This is a genomic window from Candidatus Bealeia paramacronuclearis (assembly GCF_035607555.1).
Classification (GTDB): Bacteria; Pseudomonadota; Alphaproteobacteria; order UBA9655; family UBA9655; genus Bealeia; species Bealeia paramacronuclearis.
The window spans coordinates 201,958-222,255 of sequence record NZ_JAVHWZ010000001.1; the positions used below are offsets into that span (position 1 = coordinate 201,958).

Here is a 20,298-nt window from a genome sequence, read left to right on the forward strand (position 1 = left end):
AATGATTCATAATTTTCCCAACCTTCGCATTATAAAGCACCCGCTCATTCAGCACAAGCTGACCCAAATGCGAAAAAAGGAAACGAACAAGAAAGACTTTCGAACGCTTTTACGAGAAATTTCTTTACTCATGGGATATGAAATCACACGCGACATGCCCATCCGTGAAATTGAAATTGAAACGCCGCTCATGTCCATGAAAGCCCCCACAATTGCAGGCGAGATGGTCGCCATTGTGCCTATTTTGCGCGCAGGACTTGGCATGGCCGATGGGCTCTTGGAATTAATGCCAACTGCTTATGAAGGGCATATAGGGCTTTACCGCGACCCTGAGACAAAAAAACCTGTTGAATATTTGGTCAAGCTTCCGTTTGTTGATGATCGTATGTTTATTTTGGTGGATCCAATGTTAGCCACCGGAAATTCGGCCGTTTATGCCATAGATATTTTGGTGCGGCATGGAGTTGCTCTTGAGAAGATTAAATTCTTGGCACTGGTTGCGGCCCCTGAAGGGATTGAAACCTTCAATAAAAGCTATCCCACTATTCCAATTTATGCGGCCGCCTTGGATGATTGCTTGAACGCAAAAGCTTATATTGAGCCAGGTCTTGGGGATGCCGGGGATCGTCTTTTTGGGACATATTGACCCGACAAAAGATCCAAAACTTTTTGAAAAAGGGTTTCTCCCAACTCTTCGGCGGAATTAATGACGGTAGATTTTGTGTAAAATTTATTAACCTCATGCCCAATGCCAATGGCAAAAAGTTCAACCTTATTTTGAGTCTCAATCGTTTTTGTGACTGACCTTAAATGAATATCCAAAAAATCCATGCCATTTGTGGAAAGCGTCGAGTCATCCACAGGCGCTCCATCGGAAATTACAATCAGAACTTTGCGTTTTTCCGGTCGCGTTAAAAGTCGCTCATAAGCCCAAATGAGAGCTTCTCCATCAATATTTTCTTTAAGCAAACTTTCTTTCAGCATGAAGGACAAGTTGCGGTGGGTTTTCCGCCAGGAAAGGCGTGAAGGTTTATAGACAATATGAAGAAGATCATTCAGCCGCCCCGGATTCTCTGGCTTTCCTTTTTCAACCCACTCATGACGGGAATGACCACCCTTCCACTCTTGAGTTGTGAATCCTAAAACTTCAAAGGGGATAAAGCATTTATCCAAAAGCATTCCCAATCGATACGCGGCCAAACTCGCAAGCAAAATGGGGCGCCCCCGCATAGAGCCAGAATTGTCAATCAAAAGCGTGATAGTAGTATCTAATCTGGGTCTGATTTCTTCTTCAAAATAAACCAGTGGTCGCAAAGGAGATGTTAATAATCGGGCCAATCGGGGGGTGTTTAAAATTCCTTCTTCTTGATCGAGATAACGAATAATTTCCGTGCGGCTTTCTAAAATATGTTTCAGTTTAACAGTCGCATCATGAAAGCTTTTGTGGCTAGGATCTTGAGCATGAAGGGCATCTGAGAGCGTTTGCCAAAGTTTTTGAGATTCCTCTCCCGAAGCCAAGTCTTGGGCATGGAGAACCTTATCAAAAGCATTAATGAAAACTTGATAGTGGCGCGCATAATAAGCATGTACGTGATGCGTTGAGGAAATGGAAGATTTTGAAGATTCCGCCGCATTTTTTTCTTGGACCTCTCTTCCTTCGCTTGAGGTGGCCTTTTGAGAAAAGGAGGCGTCGTCTTCAATTCCAGACGATTCGGCTTCTGAATCTTGGAGCACAAATTCATCTTCTGATATTTCCAAGTCTTTGTTTTTTCCAGCTGTTGATTCTGATTTTGTCTCAACTTCTGGAAAACGCATCCGGAGAATTTTGAGCGCTTCTTCCGCAAACTCTTTTTGGTTTTCCAAATGGTTTTGAAGGAGGAAAAAGTCCGACTCTTTTTTGGAGTTCAAAAGCGCTTCTCGAATTTCTGTTCGTAAATCTTGTTCTAAAAGAGAGGGTCTAAAATCTTTTAAATTATGAAAAGCTCCCAGATAACGTTTAGCCCCCAAAGACAGGCACCGCTCCTCCTCACAAATTGTCAAATAGGGGTAAAGAGCACTCTTGAGGTAAGACCTGTCCAAAGAGTCATCGTGATATCCGTGCCAGAATCCCTCAAAATCTGCCTGTCCCCGAGATACCAAAGATTCTGACGTCTCATCAAAACCAGGGTCTTGAGAAAGCGCACGTGCGGTTGCCTGAAGTTGATCTGATGAGGGTGGTTTTAATTCCATTCTTCGCCAAAACAGCGTTGATAAAATTCATGCAAAAGGGAACGCTCGAGATCCTCGCATCGATTAATAAAGGAGAGTTCAAGTCCGCGTTTGAGACTTCCAAAGATCTCGATATTTTCTGCCCAATTCAAAACGGTCCGAGGTGACATTACCGCGGAAATATCTCCTGCCATAAACGCGGTTCGAGTCAATCCCGCATACCGAATCATAGAGGCACCAAGTTCAATATTGTTACCTTCCTGATAGCTGGGGAATCGCGCTTGAAGAATTTTGAGCTCTTGAGAAAGCTCCAAATAATTCAATTGAACAATGATGTTCCAGCGATCAAGCTGACCCTGATTTAAAAGATTGGTCTCATGATAAAGACCCAAGGTATCACCCAAACCTAACGTATTGGCCGTTGCAAAAAGTCGAAAATGGGGATGAGGTTCAAGAATGCGATTTTGATCAATCAAAACCAATTTTCCATTGTTCTCCAAAAGACGTTGAAGAATGAACATAATTTCAGGACGACCCGCATCATATTCATCGAACACCAATGCCACGCCATGTTCAATGGCCCAGGGAAGAATACCAGGAACTAATTCCGTGACCTGCATGCCATCTTTAAGGGTGATGACATCACGTCCCAGAAAATCAAGACGACTAATTTGACCATCCAAATTAATTCGGACCAACGGCCAATTGAGGCGTGCGGCCACTTGTTCGATGTGAGTGGATTTTCCCGTGCCATGGAATCCCTGAACCAAAACACGCTTGTTGTGCACAAATCCGGCTAGGATCGCTTCTGTGGTTTTAGGATCGAATTGGTAGGCTACATCCCGATCTGGCACATAAGAAGTTACATGTTGAAACGGCGTCACCGACTGAATGGCTAATCCCATTCCAAAAAGGGTTTCTGTGGAGACGGGTTCTTGCATTTGGGTCATTTGAAAAACTTCTTTAAGGTGGCATAAGCCTGATTAATCTTTTTAAGTTTATCTTCAGCTTCTTTGGCTCCCCCATGTTTATCCGGATGATGATTTTTGACAAGCTTTTTATATATCTTTTTCACCTCATCCCATGTAGCTGGAAAGGTCAGATCGAATTCCTGAAGCGCATCCTTCAATTCTTTGGGGATAGCCTTGGGTTGGGGACGATGGGCATTAAGATCAAGATCGGCTGCAAATGTAAAATTCAAATTTAACTTATTAGCACCTAAGGGCCAAGACGGACGATCCCAGGTCATGGCGGAAATGCGACTGAGCTCAACACGAGTTACGCAGTTTGCAGGAGAAGAGAGAAGAGATAAGGTGAGAGGGAATATTTATTAAATGAGAAGAAATGATGTCTCGACACAAATGCACAAAATCACTTTATCGTTCATTTTTACAAGCCAGCAGTGTGCGCTATTCAGGGTTGGCACTTTCGGAGGTGTCACCGATTCCATTGTCGCATGACAGCGTCAATCGATGGTTGAGTTCTAGTGCATTGCGTCCGAGCGGAGTGTGGAATCTTACTCAATCTCTTATTAACAAGAAAGAACCTTGTTTTTTAGTATGTGACGATACAATTTTGGATAAAAATCGGAGCGAGAAGATAGAGCTTGTGCATTATCAGTATTCTGGGAATGCCCATGATGTTATTGCGGGGATAGGTCTTGTCAATTTGGTATGGCATGGCCTGAGGAGTCATGACTCTATTCCTGTTGATTATCGTATTTATGATAAAGCCAGCGATGGCAAAAGCAAGAATGACCATTTCAGGGAAATGTTAAAGCTGGCTCAAGACAGAGGGATAAATCCGGATGACGTGGTTGCAGACGCTTGGTACTCGAGCTTGAATAATCTGAAGGCCATTGAATCCATAGGCTGGACATGGGTGATGGGGTTGAAGAAAAACAGGAAAGTGAATCGTGGAGAAACTCTTGAAAAGCTGGACATTCCAGATGAAGGACTGAAAGTTCACTTACGCGGATATGGATGGATTACTGTTTTCCGGTTTGTTGCCAAAAACGGTCGCACGGATTATATCGGAACCAATAGGGATAATCCCTCTCGTGATCATATTGAACTGGTCATGAAATCGCGTTGGAAAATCGAAGTTTATCATCGGGAATTAAAGCAAACATGCGGTCTTGAACGCTGTCAGTCTCGCACGGGACGAGCCCAAAGAAATCATATATTTCTTGCCATTTCGGCTTGGATTCAAAGATTTAAAAGACGACTTGCTGGAGGCTTCTCTTTTTATCAGCAGCAGTGGGATGTTATTAAGCATGATATCTCTAGAGAAATAACAAAACTCATGTCTTTCGCTTAGATTCCCACCCTTTTGCTGCAAACTGCGTAACTCGTGTCAATTTCCTCAGGTGGCATGTCCTTATAATAATCCCAAGATTTGTTATAATCACGAATGTGCTCCAAACAAAACCAGTAGTACTCTCGAAGATTGTGAGGACTTTTGGGCGCCCGATATTCACCCTCCTGTTCGCATCCCCCATGATCACACAATCGCGTCTTTTGAGGCGTGGGATTAAAATCGTGAAGATCAATATGAGGGCGCATTTTTTTCATGCTTTCATATAGGCGAAAAAAAGAGCTTTGTTCAAGTGTGAAGAAAGGCATGTATTTTGCAATTTGACGATTCAATCAACTCAGAGTTAAAAACGGGAATACTCAAGTCATCGAGAAGGGCTTTAAAATGAGAAAAAATATTTATCAAGTTTATGTGCTTTTGGTTTTCTGTTTTGCCTACATTTTGGAAAAATTCTTCAACATCCATGTCATTTCGCCAAATTCATTGCAAAATCTTTAACTGAAATTGTTTTGAGCAAAATTATGATCAAGCTGCCTTTTGGAAAACTCCAAAAAGTAGCAAGTTGTTAAAGAGACTCAAGCTTTAGCCTAAATCCAGGCTTATTCTTCTTAATATAAAGTATCAAATCTTGTACCGCATTTCCTGTAGATACAAACTGTTGTTCTTGTTTTTGGGACTGATTCTTTTTGAGGGTGAAAATTGTTTCCTCAGCCTTACGTTTATTTTCTAGCTTCTTTTTCACGGCACTAAGCTCATTTTTTAACTGACCGATACGAAAAATCGCACGAACCCTTTTGTTTCCCATTTTGCGTTTGTTTCCGTTTGATTTTTCAGTTTCGCTTAAAAGAATCTTTAATTGTTTTATTTCTTGAGATAATCTTCTTTTCTTTTTAAGTAAACCATCATTACGTTTTGAATTAAAAACAGTCTCATTGATCTTTAAAGGTGAATCTACCATTTCTATTATTTCTTGCGTAATCTCCACGCCCTTTAAGGTTAAGGATTTAAGAGTGGAATTCTCCTTCAGGGCTTGTAAAAGATTTTGGATGGTGGCCTCTTGAAAATGAATCTTTTGTGAACTGACCCAATTGACGGGAAACTCCATTTTAAAACTTTTAAGAGTACGATTGGTTTCTAAGTCTTTTGATACAGCATTAAGATTTTCGTCTGTTAGTAAGCTATTCCATACCGTAAATGACTTAATACCAGAGGCGTTAACCTTTTTCCAAATATCACAAAAATTTTTACTTTCTGCCTTTTTAAGTGTTTTTCCTGGGGAAACAGTTAAAGACACCACTTGGCTATTTTTTTTGATCAACTCAGCTAAAGCTTTTACAGAATCCTCAAAAAGAATCGTCCCTGCGAATGATAAAGAGGTGATCCCTGGGTTGTCCTTTAATTCACCTGCCAATGTATTAATTGCCATTGGTAACATATTATATTGCGTATCTGTTTCCCATTTATTCCAATCTAAATGCAGCTGATTACATTTTATTGCGTTGCTCTCAATTCTTTTTTTCAGACCACGAACAGCGCCAAAATGCTCCAATCTTATTGTTTTTGGCGAAACCTCATAATCATTCCCCAATTCATAACCCACAGCATTAAGGGGCAAAATTGAAGAAAAACACAAAAGCACTGCTTGGAAAATTGATTTGTTTTTAAGACACATCATAAAAAAAATCTCCTTAATTAACACTTTGATCTTACTACACGTCCTTTATTATAAGGCATTGAAAGTCAAGAGCGGCAATAGGATGCTAAAATTCAATAAAAAAGAGGATTTTAACATACAAAAACTCGAGCTCCTGAGTTAAAAAACAACGAAGCATATTATAACTCCATCTGTCAACGAAGAAACGCTAATCACCCAGGATTGCCTCATTTAAAGAGAAAAGCTGTGGTGTAAGATTTTGATAAGCTGAGCGTTATCCCAGGCTGTTGTTTTTCTAAGGAGCTTAATCGAGTCCCGTTTTTCTTTTACTTTTGAAGTGACCCCGAAAATTCGGACAGGATGTTAAGCTATACCCATCGCGAATGAAGATTAGAGATAAAGGTTTGAAAAACATGTGGAAATGGTTCAGCAAAGAAAGAGGAAGAATTTTTTGACCCCAAAAGAAAGAGCCAGTCTAAAAGGCCAACAGCGTCGGGAACGTGATCGACGTGTCTGTGGTCGGATTAAGGCCGTGCTCTTGAGTGATGAGGGGGGGGGGGGGACATATCCGATGATTGCCAAAGCACTTTTACAAGTAAATCTGCGTTTTTTTAACCTAATTTATTGTGCAATTCAAAAAATTACAGAGAAATGTATAGCGCCTTTGCAAAATTGGGCTTTGACGATTTCTCAGCTCGATGTATATTTTGAAGCAAGGCTCCAACTGGGGTCTATGTTTAACCGTTGACACTGTTAATTGAACACTCTCAACGGAGCGAACTATTCATTGTCAATGCACGTTTTAGAATTTCCTCTATCATGACAACAATCCTACTGTAAAAGGAGCCTCTGCCCAACCCTATTCTTTTCCTTGACCTTGGGGGATTTTCTTAGGTAGCTTAGCGTCAAATAAACTTAAGTGTGGGATACGAATGCGCCTTGATTTTCAATCCGTCATTTTAAAACTTCAAGAGTTTTGGTCTAAACAAGGCTGTGTGATTTTACAGCCCTATGATGGAGAAGTGGGAGCTGGAACATTTCATCCCGCAACCACATTAAAATCCTTAGGTCCTAAGCCCTGGAGATGTGCTTATGTTCAACCATCCCGCCGCCCTACGGACGGGCGTTATGGAGAAAACCCTAATCGTTTGTATCGCCATCATCAATATCAAGTTCTCTTAAAACCTGCCCCACACAATATCCAAGATCTCTACCTTCAAAGCTTGAAAGAAATTGGCATTGACACAAACCTTCATGACCTTCGTTTTGTCGAAGATGATTGGGAAAGTCCCACTTTGGGAGCGGCAGGTTTGGGCTGGGAAGTCTGGTGTGATGGGCAAGAAGTGACCCAATTTACATACTTCCAACAAATGGGGGGATTCCCTTGTGAATCGACTCCTGTTGAGCTCACCTACGGTTTGGAGCGCCTCATTATGATTCTTCAAGGCGTTGAAAATGTCTATGACCTGGATTGGAATGGCGCCGAGGGGGACAAAAAAATGACTTATGGGGATGTGTGCCATCAAATGGAGGCAGAATTTTCGGCTTTCAGTTTTGAGCATGCGGATGCGCCCATGCTTCTCCGTCATTTTGAGGATGCGGAAACGATGTGCCTCAAACTTCTTGATGTCAAACTCGTTTTGCCCGCGTATGAATATTGTCTAAAGGCCAGTCATCTTTTTAATCTTTTGGATGCCCACGGTGTTGTGAGTGTCACCGAGCGTGCCAATTATATCGGCCGCGTCCGGACGCTGGCACGGACGTGCTGCGAACTCTGGATGGAAGGCGTTTCTCAAAATCAAAATACATTAAAGGTGGCTCATGGCTGAGTGGTTATTTGAAATTTTATCGGAAGAAATTCCCTCCCGGATGCAGCGTGGCGCACAAGATCAATTGGCCCGTTTGGCCAGTCAGTTTTTGGAAAATGCGGGACTCAATTTTTCCTCGCTCAAAACATTTGTGACACCACGACGATTGGTTCTTGTGGTGGAAGGCCTTGCTTTGGAGCAGCCCGCACAAAAAGAAGAACGCAAAGGCCCACGCACGGACGCGAATGAAATGGCTCTTCAGGGGTTTATGAAGTCCACAGGACTCACATTGGATCAATGTGAAGTTCGGGAAGTTGGGAAATCAGAATTTTACTTTGCCGTCATTGAAAAATCCGGTCAAAAAACAGCGGACGTTTTGCCGGACGTGGCTTTGCGAATCTTAAAAGAATTCAAATGGCCTAAATCCATGCGCTGGCAAGGACCTGAGACGTGGGTGCGACCTTTGCGCGGGCTTCTCTCCGTTTTTGAAGAAAAAACGCTGCCCATGACTTATGTAGGAGTGGCATCAAGCGGCTCAACTTTAGGACATCGCTTTTTAAGTTCTGGAGATTTCACCGTCTCCAATTTTGAAGATTACAAAAAGAAACTTTTAGAGAATTCCGTCATCTTCGATTTTGAAGAACGCCGCAAGACAATTGAAAAGGATCTTCACAAACTTGCACAAAACGAGAATGTAAAACTTTCTGAAGATGTGACTCTTTTGGATGAAGTGACAGGCCTTGTAGAATGGCCGGTAGTGCTCAAAGGATCGATTGATCCTCAATTCATGCATTTGCCCGAAGAAGTTTTGATAACGCCCATGCGCGTTCATCAACGTTATTTTCCCTTAAGAAATCACGAGGGAAAACTCGCGCCTGCATTTTTATTTGTGGCCAATACAACCACAAAAGATCAGGGGAAAACTGTTGTGATTGGAAACGAACGCGTGCTTCGTGCGCGGCTTTCCGATGCAAAATTCTTCTATGAGCAAGATCTCAAAAAACCTCTCCCCTCTTATAATGCATCTTTGCACCAACGCCTTTTTCATGCCCAATTGGGCACGATTGCACAAAAGGTTGAGCGGCTCCAAAAACTGATGGCGTATTTGGCACCCATAGGTGGGTTTGAAATTCAAGAGGGGGATCGCGCAGCTCTCCTTTCCAAATCAGATTTGGCCACCCAAATGGTTGGTGAATTTTCAGAACTTCAAGGCATTATGGGGCGTATTTATGCCCTTCAGCAAAAGGAAAAAACTGCGGTAGCTCAAGCCATCGAAGAACATTACTGGCCTAAAGGCAGTGGTGATCAAGTTCCCGAAAATGCATTAAGTATTGCTTTGGCAATTGCCGATCGTATTGACAGTCTTGTCGGATTTTTTGGCATCAACATCACGCCCACAGGGTCGAAAGATCCATTTGCTTTAAGACGTGCGGCTTTGGGCTTGATTCAGCTAATTTTAGAAGCTCCCTTTGCGCTTGATTTAAAAGCGCTCTTGAAAATAGCTTATCAGGGATATGCCTGGGGCACACCTGAAAAACTCAATTCTCAAGACGAAACACTAGGTCTTGTTTGGGTGTTTTTGATGGAGCGTCTCAAATTCTTCCTTCGCGACCAAGGGGGAAGTGCGTATGATCATGTGGATGCAGTTTTGGCCTTGGCTCAAGAGGAAGGTGATTTGACACGCCTTGCCAAACGCGTGCGAGCTCTCGATTCTTTCTTGGTGACTGAAAACGGAGAAAATCTCGTAAGCGGATTTAAACGTGCCACGAATATTCTCAAGATTGAGGAAGGCAAAGATAAGACTTCTTATACGCCAACGCCTCAGCCTCATCTCTTTTTAGAGCTTGAGGAGAAAACACTGTTTGGAGCCCTTGAGGATTTGAAACCTGAGCTCGAGCAACTTATGAATGATGCGCTTTATGATACGGCAATGTCCCGATTAGCCCGACTGCGCGTTGAAATTGATCACTTCTTCGAGCGTGTAACCGTCAATGACGCCAATCTTGAGATTCGGCAAAATCGACTGAAACTTTTGGCGCTTATTTATCATGCGCTCATCCAAGTGGCAGACTTCTCAAAACTGGAGGGATAAAAATGACAAAATGGGTTTACGGATTTTCTGAAGAACTCCCCTCAACCATCACAGATAAAAGGGGATTTTTAGGCGGCAAAGGGGCCGGACTTTGCGAGATGACCCAATTGGGACTTCCAGTTCCTCCGGGATTTGTTATCTCAACGGAAGTCTGTTCCTATTTTTATAAAAATAAAAAATTTTATCCTTCTGATTTAAAAGCCCAAGCGGACACCGCCCTCAAAGATATTGAAAAACAGGTCGAGGCAGAATTTGGAAATCCAAAAAATCCACTTCTTGTTTCTGTAAGATCCGGAGCGCGGGCTTCCATGCCCGGCATGATGGATACAGTTTTGAATTTGGGCCTCAATGATGAGACCGTCAAAGGTTTAGCCGAATTAAGCGCAGATGCCCGATTTGCCTATGACAGTTATCGTCGCTTCATTCAAATGTATGGTGATGTGGTTCTTGAAATTGATATTCACCACTTTGAGACGATTCTAGCCGAATATAAACGCGTGCTTCATGTAAAAGACGATGGAGAATTAAAACCTGAAAATCTTCAACACATCATTGAGGCGTATCAAGAAAAAGTTCTGGCCTTAACAGGAAAGCCCTTCCCTCAAGATGTGCATGATCAACTTTGGGGTGCTATTAGCGCTGTTTTTGGAAGCTGGAATAATCAACGCGCTGTCACTTACCGCAGACTCAACAATATCCCTGAAGATTGGGGAACTGCCGTTATCGTTCAAGCCATGGTATTTGGAAACCAAGGCAACACTTCGGGTACAGGCGTGGGTTTTACCCGCAACCCCTCCACAGGTGTGAAAGAATTTTTTGGAGAATATCTCATCAATGCGCAAGGTGAGGATGTCGTCGCAGGAATTCGCACACCTGCTCATATTATTGCAGATTATGATCCAGTATTAGCAGAACGTTCAATGGAACGCGTTATGCCAAAAGTCTTCAAGGAATTGATGACTCTTCAAGATCGCCTTGAGAAAAATTATTGCGATATGCAAGATATCGAATTCACTATTCAAAAGGGTAAGCTCTGGCTTCTTCAAACGCGCAATGGAAAACGCACCGCAGAAGCCTCCCTTAAAATTGCCGTAGATATGGTCCAAGAAAGACTCATTGATAAGGCAGAAGCCATCCGAAGATTTGATCCAGAAACACTTGAGCAACTTTTACATCCGGGGATTGCGCCCAACGCGGAGCTTCCTCTTTTTGGAAAAGGCTTACCAGCTTCTCCCGGTGCTGCAGTGGGTCGCGTTTATTTTACGTCAGAAGACTGCGAGCAAATGGCTAAGGATGGCGTTCCCGTTATTTTGGTGCGTCCTCAAACCAGCCCTGAAGACATTCACGGCATGCATGCCGCTCAAGGGATTCTCACCACTTGCGGCGGCATGACAAGCCATGCGGCCGTGGTCGCCCGCGGAATGGGGCGCCCTTGCATTGTGGGCGCTCAAGACATCAACATCGATGTCGAAGACAAAGTCATGACTTCCGGTGGCGTCAAAATCAAAGAGGGTGATTTTATCACTTTAAACGGCGCCAAAGGTGAAGTCTTCATCGGTGAAGCTGAACTTGCAGAAGCGAAACTCTCTCATGATTTTGAAACTTTAATGGGATGGGCGGACGAGCTCCGCCATCTTAAAGTACGCGCAAATGCGGACACACCTCATGATGCGCTACAAGCTCGAAAATTGGGAGCCGAAGGTATTGGCTTATGCCGAACTGAGCACATGTTCTTTGATGCAGATCGTATTTTGTGGGTCCGTGAAATGATTCTCGCCAAAGACTTGGAAGCACGGAAAAAAGCTTTGGACAAACTTCTCCCTATTCAACGCGATGACTTTGCGGCCATTTTTGAAGCCATGGAAGGGCTTCCTGTGACCGTGCGCCTTTTGGATCCTCCTCTTCATGAATTTTTGCCTCGCAGTGACGTTGAGATCGCGCAATTAGCTAAATCTCTTCACATGTCCGAATCTTATATCAAACAAAGAGTCTCAGAACTTCATGAAGAAAACCCCATGCTGGGGCACAGAGGCTGTAGGCTGGGCGTCACTTATCCTGAGATTTATGAAATGCAAGTTCGGGCTCTTTTTGAAGGCGCAGCTTTAGCTCAAAAGACAACAGGAAAATCCGTTCAACTTGAAATCATGATTCCTTTGATTGCTCTTGCCGGTGAGTTCAAATATTTAAAAGCGCTTGTCTTAAGAGTGGCAGAAGAGGCTGAACGTGATTTGGGACAAAATTTTACCTATCTCATAGGCACAATGATCGAATTGCCACGGGCAGCACTCAAGGCTGGCAAAATTGCGCTTGATGCTCAATTCTTCAGTTTTGGAACGAACGATCTTACACAAATGACCATGGGAATTTCCAGGGATGATTCTGGAAGTTTTGTTCCGCAATATCGAGCACTAGGAATTTTGGATCGAGATCCGTTTTCCTCCCTCGATCAAACGGGAGTGGGAGAGCTTGTGAAATTTGCCTGCCAAGAAGGTCGCAAAACAAATCCAGCACTCAAATTGGGCGTCTGTGGTGAACATGGTGGAGATCCGCTCTCCATCAACTTCTTTGAAAAGACGGGGCTAGATTATGTCTCTTGCTCCCCTTACCGCGTTCCCATTGCACGATTGGCGGCTGCAAAAGCTGCGATCGGATTTGGACGCATCACCGAAGGCTTATCTGAAAAAGTCGCATAGAAAGGATTTTACTTTATGGTCGACCCTAAAATTTGTGAACAACTCATTTCTCTGGCACGCGAAACGCAAAAAAATGCATACATCCCCTATTCCAAATTTGCAGTAGGGGCAGCCCTCATTACAGAAGATGGCGATATCTTCACAGGATGCAATGTTGAAAATATTTCCTATGGCCTTTGCAATTGTGGAGAAAGGACTGCTATCTTTTCCATGGTTGCCAAAAAAGGACCCACCGCACGCATTAAGCACATTGCAGTTACAACCGCGGCTGAGATTGCCTGCTCCCCTTGCGGTGCCTGTCGTCAGGTCATTCAAGAGTTTGGACCCAACTGTACCGTCACTTACAAAAGTGAAGAAGGTTTTATTGATGTAAAAATATCTCAGCTATTGCCCGGCGGATTTTCCGACTTTGTGGATTCCTCTGGAAAAGTGAAGTCCATCCAATCAGGACAATAAGGAAAGAGTCTTGTCTCTTGATAGGTGAAGGGTTCGCCTTTTTCTTGAAATTTCTGAAAGGCCTCAAGCCGAATGAGCGCGAGGCCTTTTTCATTTTGAGAAGATCGCATTTCACCAACCTCGTCTCCTTCATAGCAAATTTTCTCACCAAAGGCTGGGGCTTCTCCTTCAACTCTCAACGGAAAAAGGCGCTTTCTCACAAGTCCACGATAGCGCGTACGGGCGGTCAATTCTTGTCCCATATAACAGCCCTTCTTCCAATCAATGGCCTGAAGTTCATCCATCCCATTTTCAAGAAGGATAGATTTGTCTGGAATGAGATCAACAGATCCATCGGGCACGCCCAAAGAAATCCGGTGAGCATTATACAAAACAATGTCATCCTGGACTTGCCCCAGCATCTTTCGTACCGGAACCACCCCCCTTATCCCCAAATCGGGAAGTCGGGGATCCTCATTAAAATAGGCCTCAAGTCCTGGCACAGGAGCCCCCACAATAATATCATAGTCTGAGGACACATCCTCAAATACAACTTGAGATCTCAATTTATAAAGGGAGAGTTTTTTCATAAGCTCAGGCAAACGACCTTCTTGGCATTCCAAAAGAAACACATCACCTTGAGCATAAACAAAAAAGTCAAATAAGAACTTTCCTTGTGGTGTTAAAAGCGCAGAATAGATGATGGGAACATTTTCCAGCTTATAAATATCATTGGTGATAATTCCTTGCAGAAATAAAAATCTGTCCTTTCCTGAAATTTTCAGAAGACCGCGACTAGGAAGGCGTGTGGACAAAAGTTCCATAGGAGTTCTCATTGCATTACATTCAAGAATTGTTTAATGATGAAATCATATCATACAAGTGCTGGAGTTTGTGTCTATGGCCATTCTGATGTTTTCTTCTCAAAGGATTTCATAATGCGCGTTCTTCATCTCATGGCAGGAGCATCTCAAGGCGGAGCGGAAGTTTTTTTCGAAAGGTTGGTGACTGGCCTTCATCAAAAAGGATTGCCTCAACATCTTGTGATCCGCGGAGAAGAGGCACGTGAAAAACGACTACGTGCCTCAGGGCTCTCCCTTTCAACGGCCCCTTTCTGGAAACCTTATTTTGACATCAAAACACATTTGGGAATTCACAAAGCACTCAAAAATTTTCAGCCGGATATCGTCATGTCCTGGATGAGTCGCGCGGGCGCATTTTGCCCCACGGGGAACTTTGTGACAGTGGCCCGATTGGGTGGCTATTACGATTTGAAATACTACAAAAGCTGCGAATATCTCATAGGCAATACCCAAGGTATTCGGAAGTACTTTTTAGAAAAAGGAATCAGAGAAGATAAAGCTTTTTATTTGCCCAATTTCGTGCGTGAAGAAAAGGCGCAGCCCCTTTCTCGAAAGACTTACGACACTCCTGAAAATGTCCCGCTTCTTTTAGCATTGGGACGACTTCATGATGACAAAGCTTTTGATGTTTTGATTCGCGCACTTCCCAAAATTCCAAACGCACATCTCTGGATTGGAGGCGCAGGTCCTGAGGACGAAAAACTGAAATCTTTGGCCCGAGAAATGGGAGTTTTCGATCGTATTCGTTTTTTGGGTTGGGTCCAGGATCCTTATCCCCTTTATGCGGCGTGCGACATTTATGTGTGCCCCTCAAGGATTGAGCCTCTAGGAAATGTGGTACTTGAGGCCTGGGTCAATGAAAAGCCAACCGTTGTGTGTGCCTCAAAAGGCCCTGCAGAACTGATCCGAAACGAAGAAAACGGACTCATCGTACCTTTGGAAGATCATGACGAATTAGCAACTGCCATTAACCGTATTTTGAATGATAAGATTCTCTCAGGCAAAATCGTGAAAGGTGGTCTTCAAAGTTATCACTCTGCCTACTCTCAAGATCGTGTTCTTGAGATCTATCTCAACTTTTTCCAACATATTATAGAGGAAAGACAAAAATCATGTGCGGCATAGCGGGACTTTGGTTAAAAAATGGTATTCCCCAAGACTCAGTTTTAAATACGATGCTTGCGGCTTTAAGCCACCGCGGACCTGATGGCCATGGCGTTCATATTGAAGAAGGACTCGCGCTTTTGCATACACGACTAGCCATTATCGATGTTATAGGTGGCCATCAGCCCCTTTTTGATGATCGTGGAAATTGTCTTGTGGTTAATGGTGAAATTTATAATTTTGTGGAATTGCGCACGCAATTCAAAACATATCCTTACAAAACTCATTCTGATTGCGAAACCATTTTTCCCCTTTATCAAAATTATGGCCCCGATTTCGTGACCCATTTGCGGGGCATGTTTGCAATTTCTCTTTTTGATAAGTCCACAAAAACGCTTTATTTGGCACGAGACCCTTTTGGAATTAAGCCTCTTTATTATGCAATCCTGCCGCAAGGATTTATTTATGCGTCTGAACCGCAAGCGATTCTCGCCTCAGGATTGGTATCCAAAGAACTTCATGAAGGCGCCCTTTCGGATTTAATGCACTTGCGTTACACAACCTCTGCTGAGACCATTTACAAAGGCATTTATCGGATACTGCCTGGGGAAATGTTGGTTATCCAAAATGGCAAAATTATCGATCGCTCTCACCAAGAGGCACTTCCCAAAGGTCCTCCTCAAAAAATGACTTATGACGAGGCTTTTTCAACATTAGACCAGATCATGCGAGATTCCCTCAAAGTTCATTTAAGAAGCGATGTACCTTATGGACTTTTCCTTTCAGGGGGAGTGGACTCCTCAACACTTCTGGCTCTGATGCATGAGGAAGTCGGATCTGGGATCCGCACATTTACCGTAGGCTTTCCAGGCACCCAAGTTCATGACGAGCGGGCGATGGCACTTCGGGTTTCACAAAAGCTGGGGACCCATCACAAGGAGATTTCTTATTCAGAAAATGATTTTTGGAATGAGACACCTCAAGTCATAAAAGCCCTTGACGATCCAACCCTCGATTTTGCAACTTTGCCCACTTATCATATGTCAAAAGTTGCAGCTCAAGACGTCAAAGTTGTTTTATGTGGAGAAGGTGGAGACGAGATTCTCTCCGGTTATGCGCGCCACAGACGAGCACGGTTTTTCGGACGCATCTTAAATATATTCATGAAGAAACGGGGCCTGATGGACCGCGTCCCTATTTTAAAATATGATCAATCCGAGTGGAAGACCAAGCGCCAAGAGGACGAAAAACTGGCAAAATTGAACCATTATTCTCCCCTTCAACAAAACCAGTTTTTGGATACACGCAATTGGCTTCCTGATGATTTGTTGATTAAAACCGATCGGTGTCTGATGGCCCATGGCATTGAGGGACGCACACCCTTTTTGGATAAAGTCGTAGCCCAGGGCGTTTTTAATTTTCCTGATGATCTTAAAATTCAGGGCAAAAAAACAAAATGGATTATGCGCAAATGGTTGGAAAAACATCTTCCTGAATCTGAACCTTTTGCAAAAAAAAGAGGTTTTACAGTTCCTGTGGGCGAATGGATTTCTACGCGTGGAAAAACATTGGGCGAGCTTGTGGCTCGACAAAACGTTATGAATGAATATTTCTTGAAAGATAAAATTCCAGCGCTTTTTAAATCTTCCGACAAGCATCAACTGGCAACATCCTGGAATCTTTTGAGTTTTGCATTATGGTACAAAATTCATTTTGAAGACGCCTCCGCACAAGGGTCGATTGAAGAAGTTCTCTCCAGCTCTTGATTTGAACGCACAAGAAATTTAAAAAAAGAAACGGTTACGTCATTTTTGTTGCAAGAGATCGTACATAAAGATTCTTACAAGCTTCCTTTAAGAGACTTTATACCTATGCTGCGCGCTTAAAATAACCCCCTTTCTACGATCTTCTTTTTATGCGATAGATGAAGAAAGAATACCGCTGCCAAAGGATAATTTCATGACAACCCGTTACATTACGACCCCTATTTATTACCTCAATGCGGCCCCCCATTTGGGTCATGTGTACACAACGGTGGCCGGAGATGTCTTGGCACGCTTTTGGAGACTTCACGGTGCTAAAGTGAAGTTTTTGACAGGCACGGATGAACATGGACAAAAGATTGCTCAGGCCGCAGAAGCTTTAGGGAAAGACCCCAAAGTCCACGTAGATGAAATGGCGGAAGTCTTTCGGAGAATGACGAAAGATATTGGGGCGACCCCTGATGTTTTTATTCGCACGACAGAAGAGCGTCATTATAAGGCTGCGTCAGCGCTTTGGGGCCGCTTGATTGAAAGCGGAGATATTTATCTGGGATCTTATTCCGGATGGTATGCGGTTAGGGACGAGGCCTATTATGATGAATCCGAAATTGTGGACGGCAAAGCGCCCACGGGTGCCCCTGTGGAATTTATGGAGGAACCTTCTTATTTCTTTCGTCTTTCCAAATGGGAAAATGCGCTTTTAAAATACTATGAAGATTTTCCTCAAGCCATCGCACCTTTGAGTCGTCATAACGAAGTCATCAGTTTTATTAAGGGGGGATTGAAAGATCTCTCCATCTCACGCACGAATTTTACCTGGGGCGTGCCCGTTCCCGGAGACAAGGATCATGTGATGTACGTCTGGATGGACGCACTTACCAATTACATCACAGCGTTGGGATATCCAGATTCAGATACGGAAAACTTCAAAGATTTCTGGCCAGAAAGCATTCATCTCATGGGAAAAGACATCTTGAGATTTCATGCGATCTATTGGCCTGCTTTTTTGATGGCTGCAAAATTACAGCCGCCTAAACGCATTTTTGCCCATGGTTGGTGGACGGCAAATGGACAAAAAATGTCCAAGTCTTTAGGGAATGTGGTTGATCCTTTCAAGTTGATTGAGACCTATGGGTTAGATCAATTGCGCTATTTTCTCATGCGGGAAGTGCCCTTTGGTCAAGATGGCGATTTTTCGAATGCGGCCATGATTTCCCGCATTAATAGCAACCTTGCCAATGATCTTGGAAATCTTGTCCAACGGGTTTTGTCTTTTGTGGCAAAAAATGCGGGGGCTAGAATCCCAACACCTGGCGATTTTACCGATGAAGATCGGGAGATGCTAGCCGCAAGTGCCCAGCTTCATGATATTTTGATCGAGGACATGAACCAGCAGCTCCTCCATAAATATTGCGAACATATTGGCGATGTGGTTGTTAAAGCCAATCGTTATATCGATCAGCAACGCCCTTGGTCTTTAAAGAAAACGGGACGTCCTGAAGACGAAAAACACATGGAGACGATTCTCTATGTTCTTCTTGAAACCATCCGCCATGTAGGCATTTATTATCAGCCCGTCATGCCGGAGACAATGGGGCGTCTTCTGGATCAATTGGGACAAGACCTGCGCACGTTTGAGGATTTAAAGACACCTTTAAAATCGGGAATAACTCTGCCTGCGCCAGAACCTCTCTTTCCCCGCATTGAAACTGAAGCTGCATGACGCTGGTTGATAGCCATTGTCACCTTGATTATGCGCCTATGATAGAGGACGTATCGGGAACAATTGCACGTGCTGAAAAAATGGGTGTGGGTGGATTCCTCACCATTTGTACAGAACTTGAAAAAATCCCAACCCTTATCAAAATTGCAGAATCTGCACCCAATATCTGGGCCACAGTGGGAACGCACCCCCATGAATCCGAGCCTGATTTAAAGCATTTTGAAAACTTAAAAAAGATTCTAGAAGAAACACTCCTTCATCCAAAAATGGTGGGATTGGGAGAAACGGGGCTTGATTATTATTATGAGCACTCTCCAAAAGAACCTCAAAAGAATTGCTTTGCGAAACACATTGAAGTGGCCGTTCAAAAAGATATTCCTTTAATCGTTCATACGCGTGATGCGGAACACGATACCATGGATCTATTGAAATCACTGGGACAAGGAAAAGTGCGTGGTGTGATGCATTGTTTTTCAGGATCGGAATGGCTTTTAAAAGAAGCGCTGGATCTTGGATTTTACATTTCTTATTCTGGAATCATCACCTTTAAAAAGGCCGAAGAATTGCGTCGATTGGTTGGAATAACACCTTTAGAGCGAATGCTTGTGGAAACGGATGCACCCTATTTAACACCTGAACCTCACCGTGGTAAGCCCAATGAGCCAGCCAATGTGGTTTTTACGGCCGAACGTGTTGCTGCAATCAAAGATGTGAATCTTGATCTTGTGGCTTCAAAAACAACCGCAAATTTCTTTTCCCTTTTCACGAAAGCCAAATCATGAAAGTCACCATTTTGGGATGTGGCGCTTCAGGCGGCGTTCCGCTTTCAACAGGAGAATGGGGATCGTGCGATCCCACCAACCCTAAAAATAGAAGACGCCGCGTCTCCATTGCCGTTCAAGACCAAGACTCAACATTGATTGTGGACACCTCCCCCGATTTTCGGGCCCAAGTTCTGGATGCAGGAATCACGAAAATTGATGCGGTTCTTTATACTCACGATCATGCGGATCATTCCCACGGCATTGATGATTTAAGGCCTTTCTTCTATGGTCACGGAAAATCCATTGATGTGTATACCGATGAGGGTGCATTAAGAACTCTCAAAGAAAGATTCGCTTATATCTTTCGTGCGCGTCCCTCAACGCCCGATTTGTACAAACCTTTTTTAAAACCTCATGTCATTAACGGACCCTTTAAGGTCGGCACTATTCCCGTGACATCTTTCTGGCAAGACCATGGATATAGTCGCACATTGGGGTACCGTTTTGACAAAGTCGCCTATTCCACGGATGTCTTGAATCTAGATGAAGCGGCCTTTAAGGCCCTTCAAGGCGTGAAAGTTTGGATCGTCGATTGCTTGGCGTATGAGGTCAAACCCACCCATTCCCATTTGGCAAAAACACTCGCATGGATTGAGCGCGTAAATCCTGAAAAAGCTTATCTCACTCACATGAATCATACCCTTGATTATGAGGAAGTCAAAAAACGCCTCCCCTCTAATGTCGAACCCTCCTACGACGGCTTAGTTATTGAGGTTTAAAGACTTCGGTATGTATTGGGGCCAAATGACGTGATGGATTCCTCTTCAAAGTTTTATTGCAATTTTTGGTGGTTTGGCGCATATATTAAGTCAATC

At 43.5% G+C, this 20,298-nt stretch carries 19 protein-coding genes; 12 read left to right on the plus strand and 7 right to left on the minus strand.

Translation table 11 applies throughout. The annotated features are described in order from the left end of the window. Position 1 precedes the first annotated feature (1 nt). Entirely contained in the window at positions 2 to 646 is a 645-nt protein-coding gene (upp, locus tag Bealeia2_RS01025; protein ID WP_331255312.1) for a uracil phosphoribosyltransferase, read from the plus strand. Here the strand turns inward: upp and Bealeia2_RS01030 are convergent. Genes Bealeia2_RS01030 through Bealeia2_RS01040 form a run of 3 tightly spaced genes read right to left on the minus strand, consistent with a single transcriptional unit; the run spans position 592 to position 3,457 of the window. After that, the gene (locus tag Bealeia2_RS01030; protein WP_331255313.1) at positions 592 to 2,229 is read right to left on the minus strand and encodes a cobaltochelatase CobT-related protein; all 1,638 of its coding nucleotides are present in this window, start codon (positions 2,227 to 2,229) and stop codon (positions 592 to 594) included. The two genes, upp and Bealeia2_RS01030, sit on opposite strands and share 55 nt — an antisense overlap. Beyond that, positions 2,220 to 3,158 (minus strand): MoxR family ATPase, encoded by a 939-nt coding sequence (locus tag Bealeia2_RS01035; RefSeq protein ID WP_331255314.1) that lies wholly within the window; start codon positions 3,156 to 3,158, stop codon positions 2,220 to 2,222. Before Bealeia2_RS01035 ends, Bealeia2_RS01030 begins: the two co-directional genes overlap by 10 nt. After that, positions 3,155 to 3,457: a J domain-containing protein gene (locus Bealeia2_RS01040; RefSeq protein ID WP_331255315.1), complete on the minus strand. Its 303-nt coding sequence runs from the start codon at positions 3,455 to 3,457 to the stop codon at positions 3,155 to 3,157. Before Bealeia2_RS01040 ends, Bealeia2_RS01035 begins: the two co-directional genes overlap by 4 nt. A 98-nt stretch (positions 3,458 to 3,555) precedes the next feature. Here Bealeia2_RS01040 and Bealeia2_RS01045 point away from each other — a divergent pair, with 98 nt between their 5' ends. Further along, on the plus strand, positions 3,556 to 4,527 hold the full coding sequence (locus tag Bealeia2_RS01045) for an IS701 family transposase (protein WP_422388038.1): 972 nt from the start codon (positions 3,556 to 3,558) through the stop codon (positions 4,525 to 4,527). Here the strand turns inward: Bealeia2_RS01045 and Bealeia2_RS01050 are convergent. From Bealeia2_RS01050 to Bealeia2_RS01060, 3 genes are all read right to left on the minus strand, one after another. Then, complete coding sequence (locus Bealeia2_RS01050; RefSeq protein ID WP_331255316.1) at positions 4,524 to 4,781, minus strand: hypothetical protein; 258 nt, start codon at positions 4,779 to 4,781, stop codon at positions 4,524 to 4,526. The genes Bealeia2_RS01045 and Bealeia2_RS01050 overlap by 4 nt on opposite strands. A 31-nt stretch (positions 4,782 to 4,812) precedes the next feature. Beyond that, a complete protein-coding gene (locus Bealeia2_RS01055; protein ID WP_331255317.1) occupies positions 4,813 to 4,989 on the minus strand; it encodes a hypothetical protein in 177 nt (58 codons plus the stop codon). A gap of 100 nt (positions 4,990 to 5,089) precedes the next feature. Further along, positions 5,090 to 6,199: a leucine-rich repeat domain-containing protein gene (locus Bealeia2_RS01060; protein WP_331255318.1), complete on the minus strand. Its 1,110-nt coding sequence runs from the start codon at positions 6,197 to 6,199 to the stop codon at positions 5,090 to 5,092. A gap of 550 nt (positions 6,200 to 6,749) precedes the next feature. Here Bealeia2_RS01060 and Bealeia2_RS01065 point away from each other — a divergent pair. The 5 genes from Bealeia2_RS01065 (at position 6,750) to Bealeia2_RS01085 (ending at position 13,227) form a co-directional block, all read left to right on the plus strand. Further along, entirely contained in the window at positions 6,750 to 6,926 is a 177-nt protein-coding gene (locus Bealeia2_RS01065) for a hypothetical protein (RefSeq protein WP_331255319.1), read from the plus strand. 184 nt (positions 6,927 to 7,110) lie between these two features. Further along, positions 7,111 to 8,007 (plus strand): glycine--tRNA ligase subunit alpha, encoded by an 897-nt coding sequence (locus Bealeia2_RS01070; RefSeq protein ID WP_331255320.1) that lies wholly within the window; start codon positions 7,111 to 7,113, stop codon positions 8,005 to 8,007. Beyond that, the gene (gene glyS, locus Bealeia2_RS01075) at positions 8,000 to 10,078 is read left to right on the plus strand and encodes a glycine--tRNA ligase subunit beta (RefSeq protein ID WP_331255321.1); all 2,079 of its coding nucleotides are present in this window, start codon (positions 8,000 to 8,002) and stop codon (positions 10,076 to 10,078) included. The genes Bealeia2_RS01070 and glyS overlap by 8 nt, the downstream gene beginning before the upstream one ends. A gap of 2 nt (positions 10,079 to 10,080) precedes the next feature. Further along, positions 10,081 to 12,771, plus strand: a complete 2,691-nt coding sequence (gene ppdK / locus Bealeia2_RS01080; protein WP_331255322.1) for a pyruvate, phosphate dikinase — start codon at positions 10,081 to 10,083, stop codon at positions 12,769 to 12,771. A 15-nt stretch (positions 12,772 to 12,786) separates the two neighbouring features. Continuing rightward, complete coding sequence (locus Bealeia2_RS01085) at positions 12,787 to 13,227, plus strand: cytidine deaminase (RefSeq protein ID WP_331255323.1); 441 nt, start codon at positions 12,787 to 12,789, stop codon at positions 13,225 to 13,227. On the opposite strand, the gene ygfZ is transcribed toward Bealeia2_RS01085, so the two are convergent. Further along, entirely contained in the window at positions 13,152 to 14,030 is an 879-nt protein-coding gene (ygfZ, locus tag Bealeia2_RS01090; RefSeq protein ID WP_331255324.1) for a CAF17-like 4Fe-4S cluster assembly/insertion protein YgfZ, read from the minus strand. The genes Bealeia2_RS01085 and ygfZ overlap by 76 nt on opposite strands. A 36-nt stretch (positions 14,031 to 14,066) precedes the next feature. Here ygfZ and Bealeia2_RS01095 point away from each other — a divergent pair, with 36 nt between their 5' ends. From Bealeia2_RS01095 to Bealeia2_RS01115, 5 genes are all read left to right on the plus strand, one after another. Next, positions 14,067 to 15,194 carry a glycosyltransferase gene (locus tag Bealeia2_RS01095; RefSeq protein WP_331255325.1) on the plus strand — a complete coding sequence of 376 codons (1,128 nt, stop codon included), beginning with the start codon at positions 14,067 to 14,069 and terminating at the stop codon, positions 15,192 to 15,194. After that, the gene (gene asnB / locus Bealeia2_RS01100) at positions 15,182 to 16,939 is read left to right on the plus strand and encodes an asparagine synthase (glutamine-hydrolyzing) (RefSeq protein ID WP_331255326.1); all 1,758 of its coding nucleotides are present in this window, start codon (positions 15,182 to 15,184) and stop codon (positions 16,937 to 16,939) included. The genes Bealeia2_RS01095 and asnB overlap by 13 nt, the downstream gene beginning before the upstream one ends. Positions 16,940 to 17,132: 193 nt before the next feature. Continuing rightward, on the plus strand, positions 17,133 to 18,659 hold the full coding sequence (gene metG, locus Bealeia2_RS01105) for a methionine--tRNA ligase (RefSeq protein ID WP_331255327.1): 1,527 nt from the start codon (positions 17,133 to 17,135) through the stop codon (positions 18,657 to 18,659). Continuing rightward, a complete protein-coding gene (locus tag Bealeia2_RS01110) occupies positions 18,656 to 19,441 on the plus strand; it encodes a TatD family hydrolase (RefSeq protein WP_331255328.1) in 786 nt (261 codons plus the stop codon). The genes metG and Bealeia2_RS01110 overlap by 4 nt, the downstream gene beginning before the upstream one ends. After that, positions 19,438 to 20,202 (plus strand): MBL fold metallo-hydrolase, encoded by a 765-nt coding sequence (locus tag Bealeia2_RS01115; protein ID WP_331255329.1) that lies wholly within the window; start codon positions 19,438 to 19,440, stop codon positions 20,200 to 20,202. The genes Bealeia2_RS01110 and Bealeia2_RS01115 overlap by 4 nt, the downstream gene beginning before the upstream one ends. The last annotated feature ends 96 nt before the right edge of the window (positions 20,203 to 20,298 follow it).

Coding starts and splice junctions, on each gene's coding strand:
- Bealeia2_RS01045 (WP_422388038.1), top strand. CDS start 3,556: ATGTCTCGACACAAATGCACAAAATCACTTTATCGTTCATTTTTACAA.
- ygfZ (WP_331255324.1), bottom strand. CDS start 14,030: ATGGAACTTTTGTCCACACGCCTTCCTAGTCGCGGTCTTCTGAAAATT.
- Bealeia2_RS01050 (WP_331255316.1), bottom strand. CDS start 4,781: ATGAAAAAAATGCGCCCTCATATTGATCTTCACGATTTTAATCCCACG.
- ppdK (WP_331255322.1), top strand. CDS start 10,081: ATGACAAAATGGGTTTACGGATTTTCTGAAGAACTCCCCTCAACCATC.
- asnB (WP_331255326.1), top strand. CDS start 15,182: ATGTGCGGCATAGCGGGACTTTGGTTAAAAAATGGTATTCCCCAAGAC.
- upp (WP_331255312.1), top strand. CDS start 2: ATGATTCATAATTTTCCCAACCTTCGCATTATAAAGCACCCGCTCATT.
- Bealeia2_RS01055 (WP_331255317.1), bottom strand. CDS start 4,989: ATGGATGTTGAAGAATTTTTCCAAAATGTAGGCAAAACAGAAAACCAA.
- Bealeia2_RS01060 (WP_331255318.1), bottom strand. CDS start 6,199: ATGATGTGTCTTAAAAACAAATCAATTTTCCAAGCAGTGCTTTTGTGT.
- glyS (WP_331255321.1), top strand. CDS start 8,000: ATGGCTGAGTGGTTATTTGAAATTTTATCGGAAGAAATTCCCTCCCGG.
- Bealeia2_RS01040 (WP_331255315.1), bottom strand. CDS start 3,457: ATGACCTGGGATCGTCCGTCTTGGCCCTTAGGTGCTAATAAGTTAAAT.
- Bealeia2_RS01035 (WP_331255314.1), bottom strand. CDS start 3,158: ATGACCCAAATGCAAGAACCCGTCTCCACAGAAACCCTTTTTGGAATG.
- Bealeia2_RS01030 (WP_331255313.1), bottom strand. CDS start 2,229: ATGGAATTAAAACCACCCTCATCAGATCAACTTCAGGCAACCGCACGT.
- Bealeia2_RS01070 (WP_331255320.1), top strand. CDS start 7,111: ATGCGCCTTGATTTTCAATCCGTCATTTTAAAACTTCAAGAGTTTTGG.
- Bealeia2_RS01115 (WP_331255329.1), top strand. CDS start 19,438: ATGAAAGTCACCATTTTGGGATGTGGCGCTTCAGGCGGCGTTCCGCTT.
- Bealeia2_RS01065 (WP_331255319.1), top strand. CDS start 6,750: ATGATTGCCAAAGCACTTTTACAAGTAAATCTGCGTTTTTTTAACCTA.
- Bealeia2_RS01110 (WP_331255328.1), top strand. CDS start 18,656: ATGACGCTGGTTGATAGCCATTGTCACCTTGATTATGCGCCTATGATA.
- Bealeia2_RS01095 (WP_331255325.1), top strand. CDS start 14,067: ATGATGAAATCATATCATACAAGTGCTGGAGTTTGTGTCTATGGCCAT.
- Bealeia2_RS01085 (WP_331255323.1), top strand. CDS start 12,787: ATGGTCGACCCTAAAATTTGTGAACAACTCATTTCTCTGGCACGCGAA.
- metG (WP_331255327.1), top strand. CDS start 17,133: ATGACAACCCGTTACATTACGACCCCTATTTATTACCTCAATGCGGCC.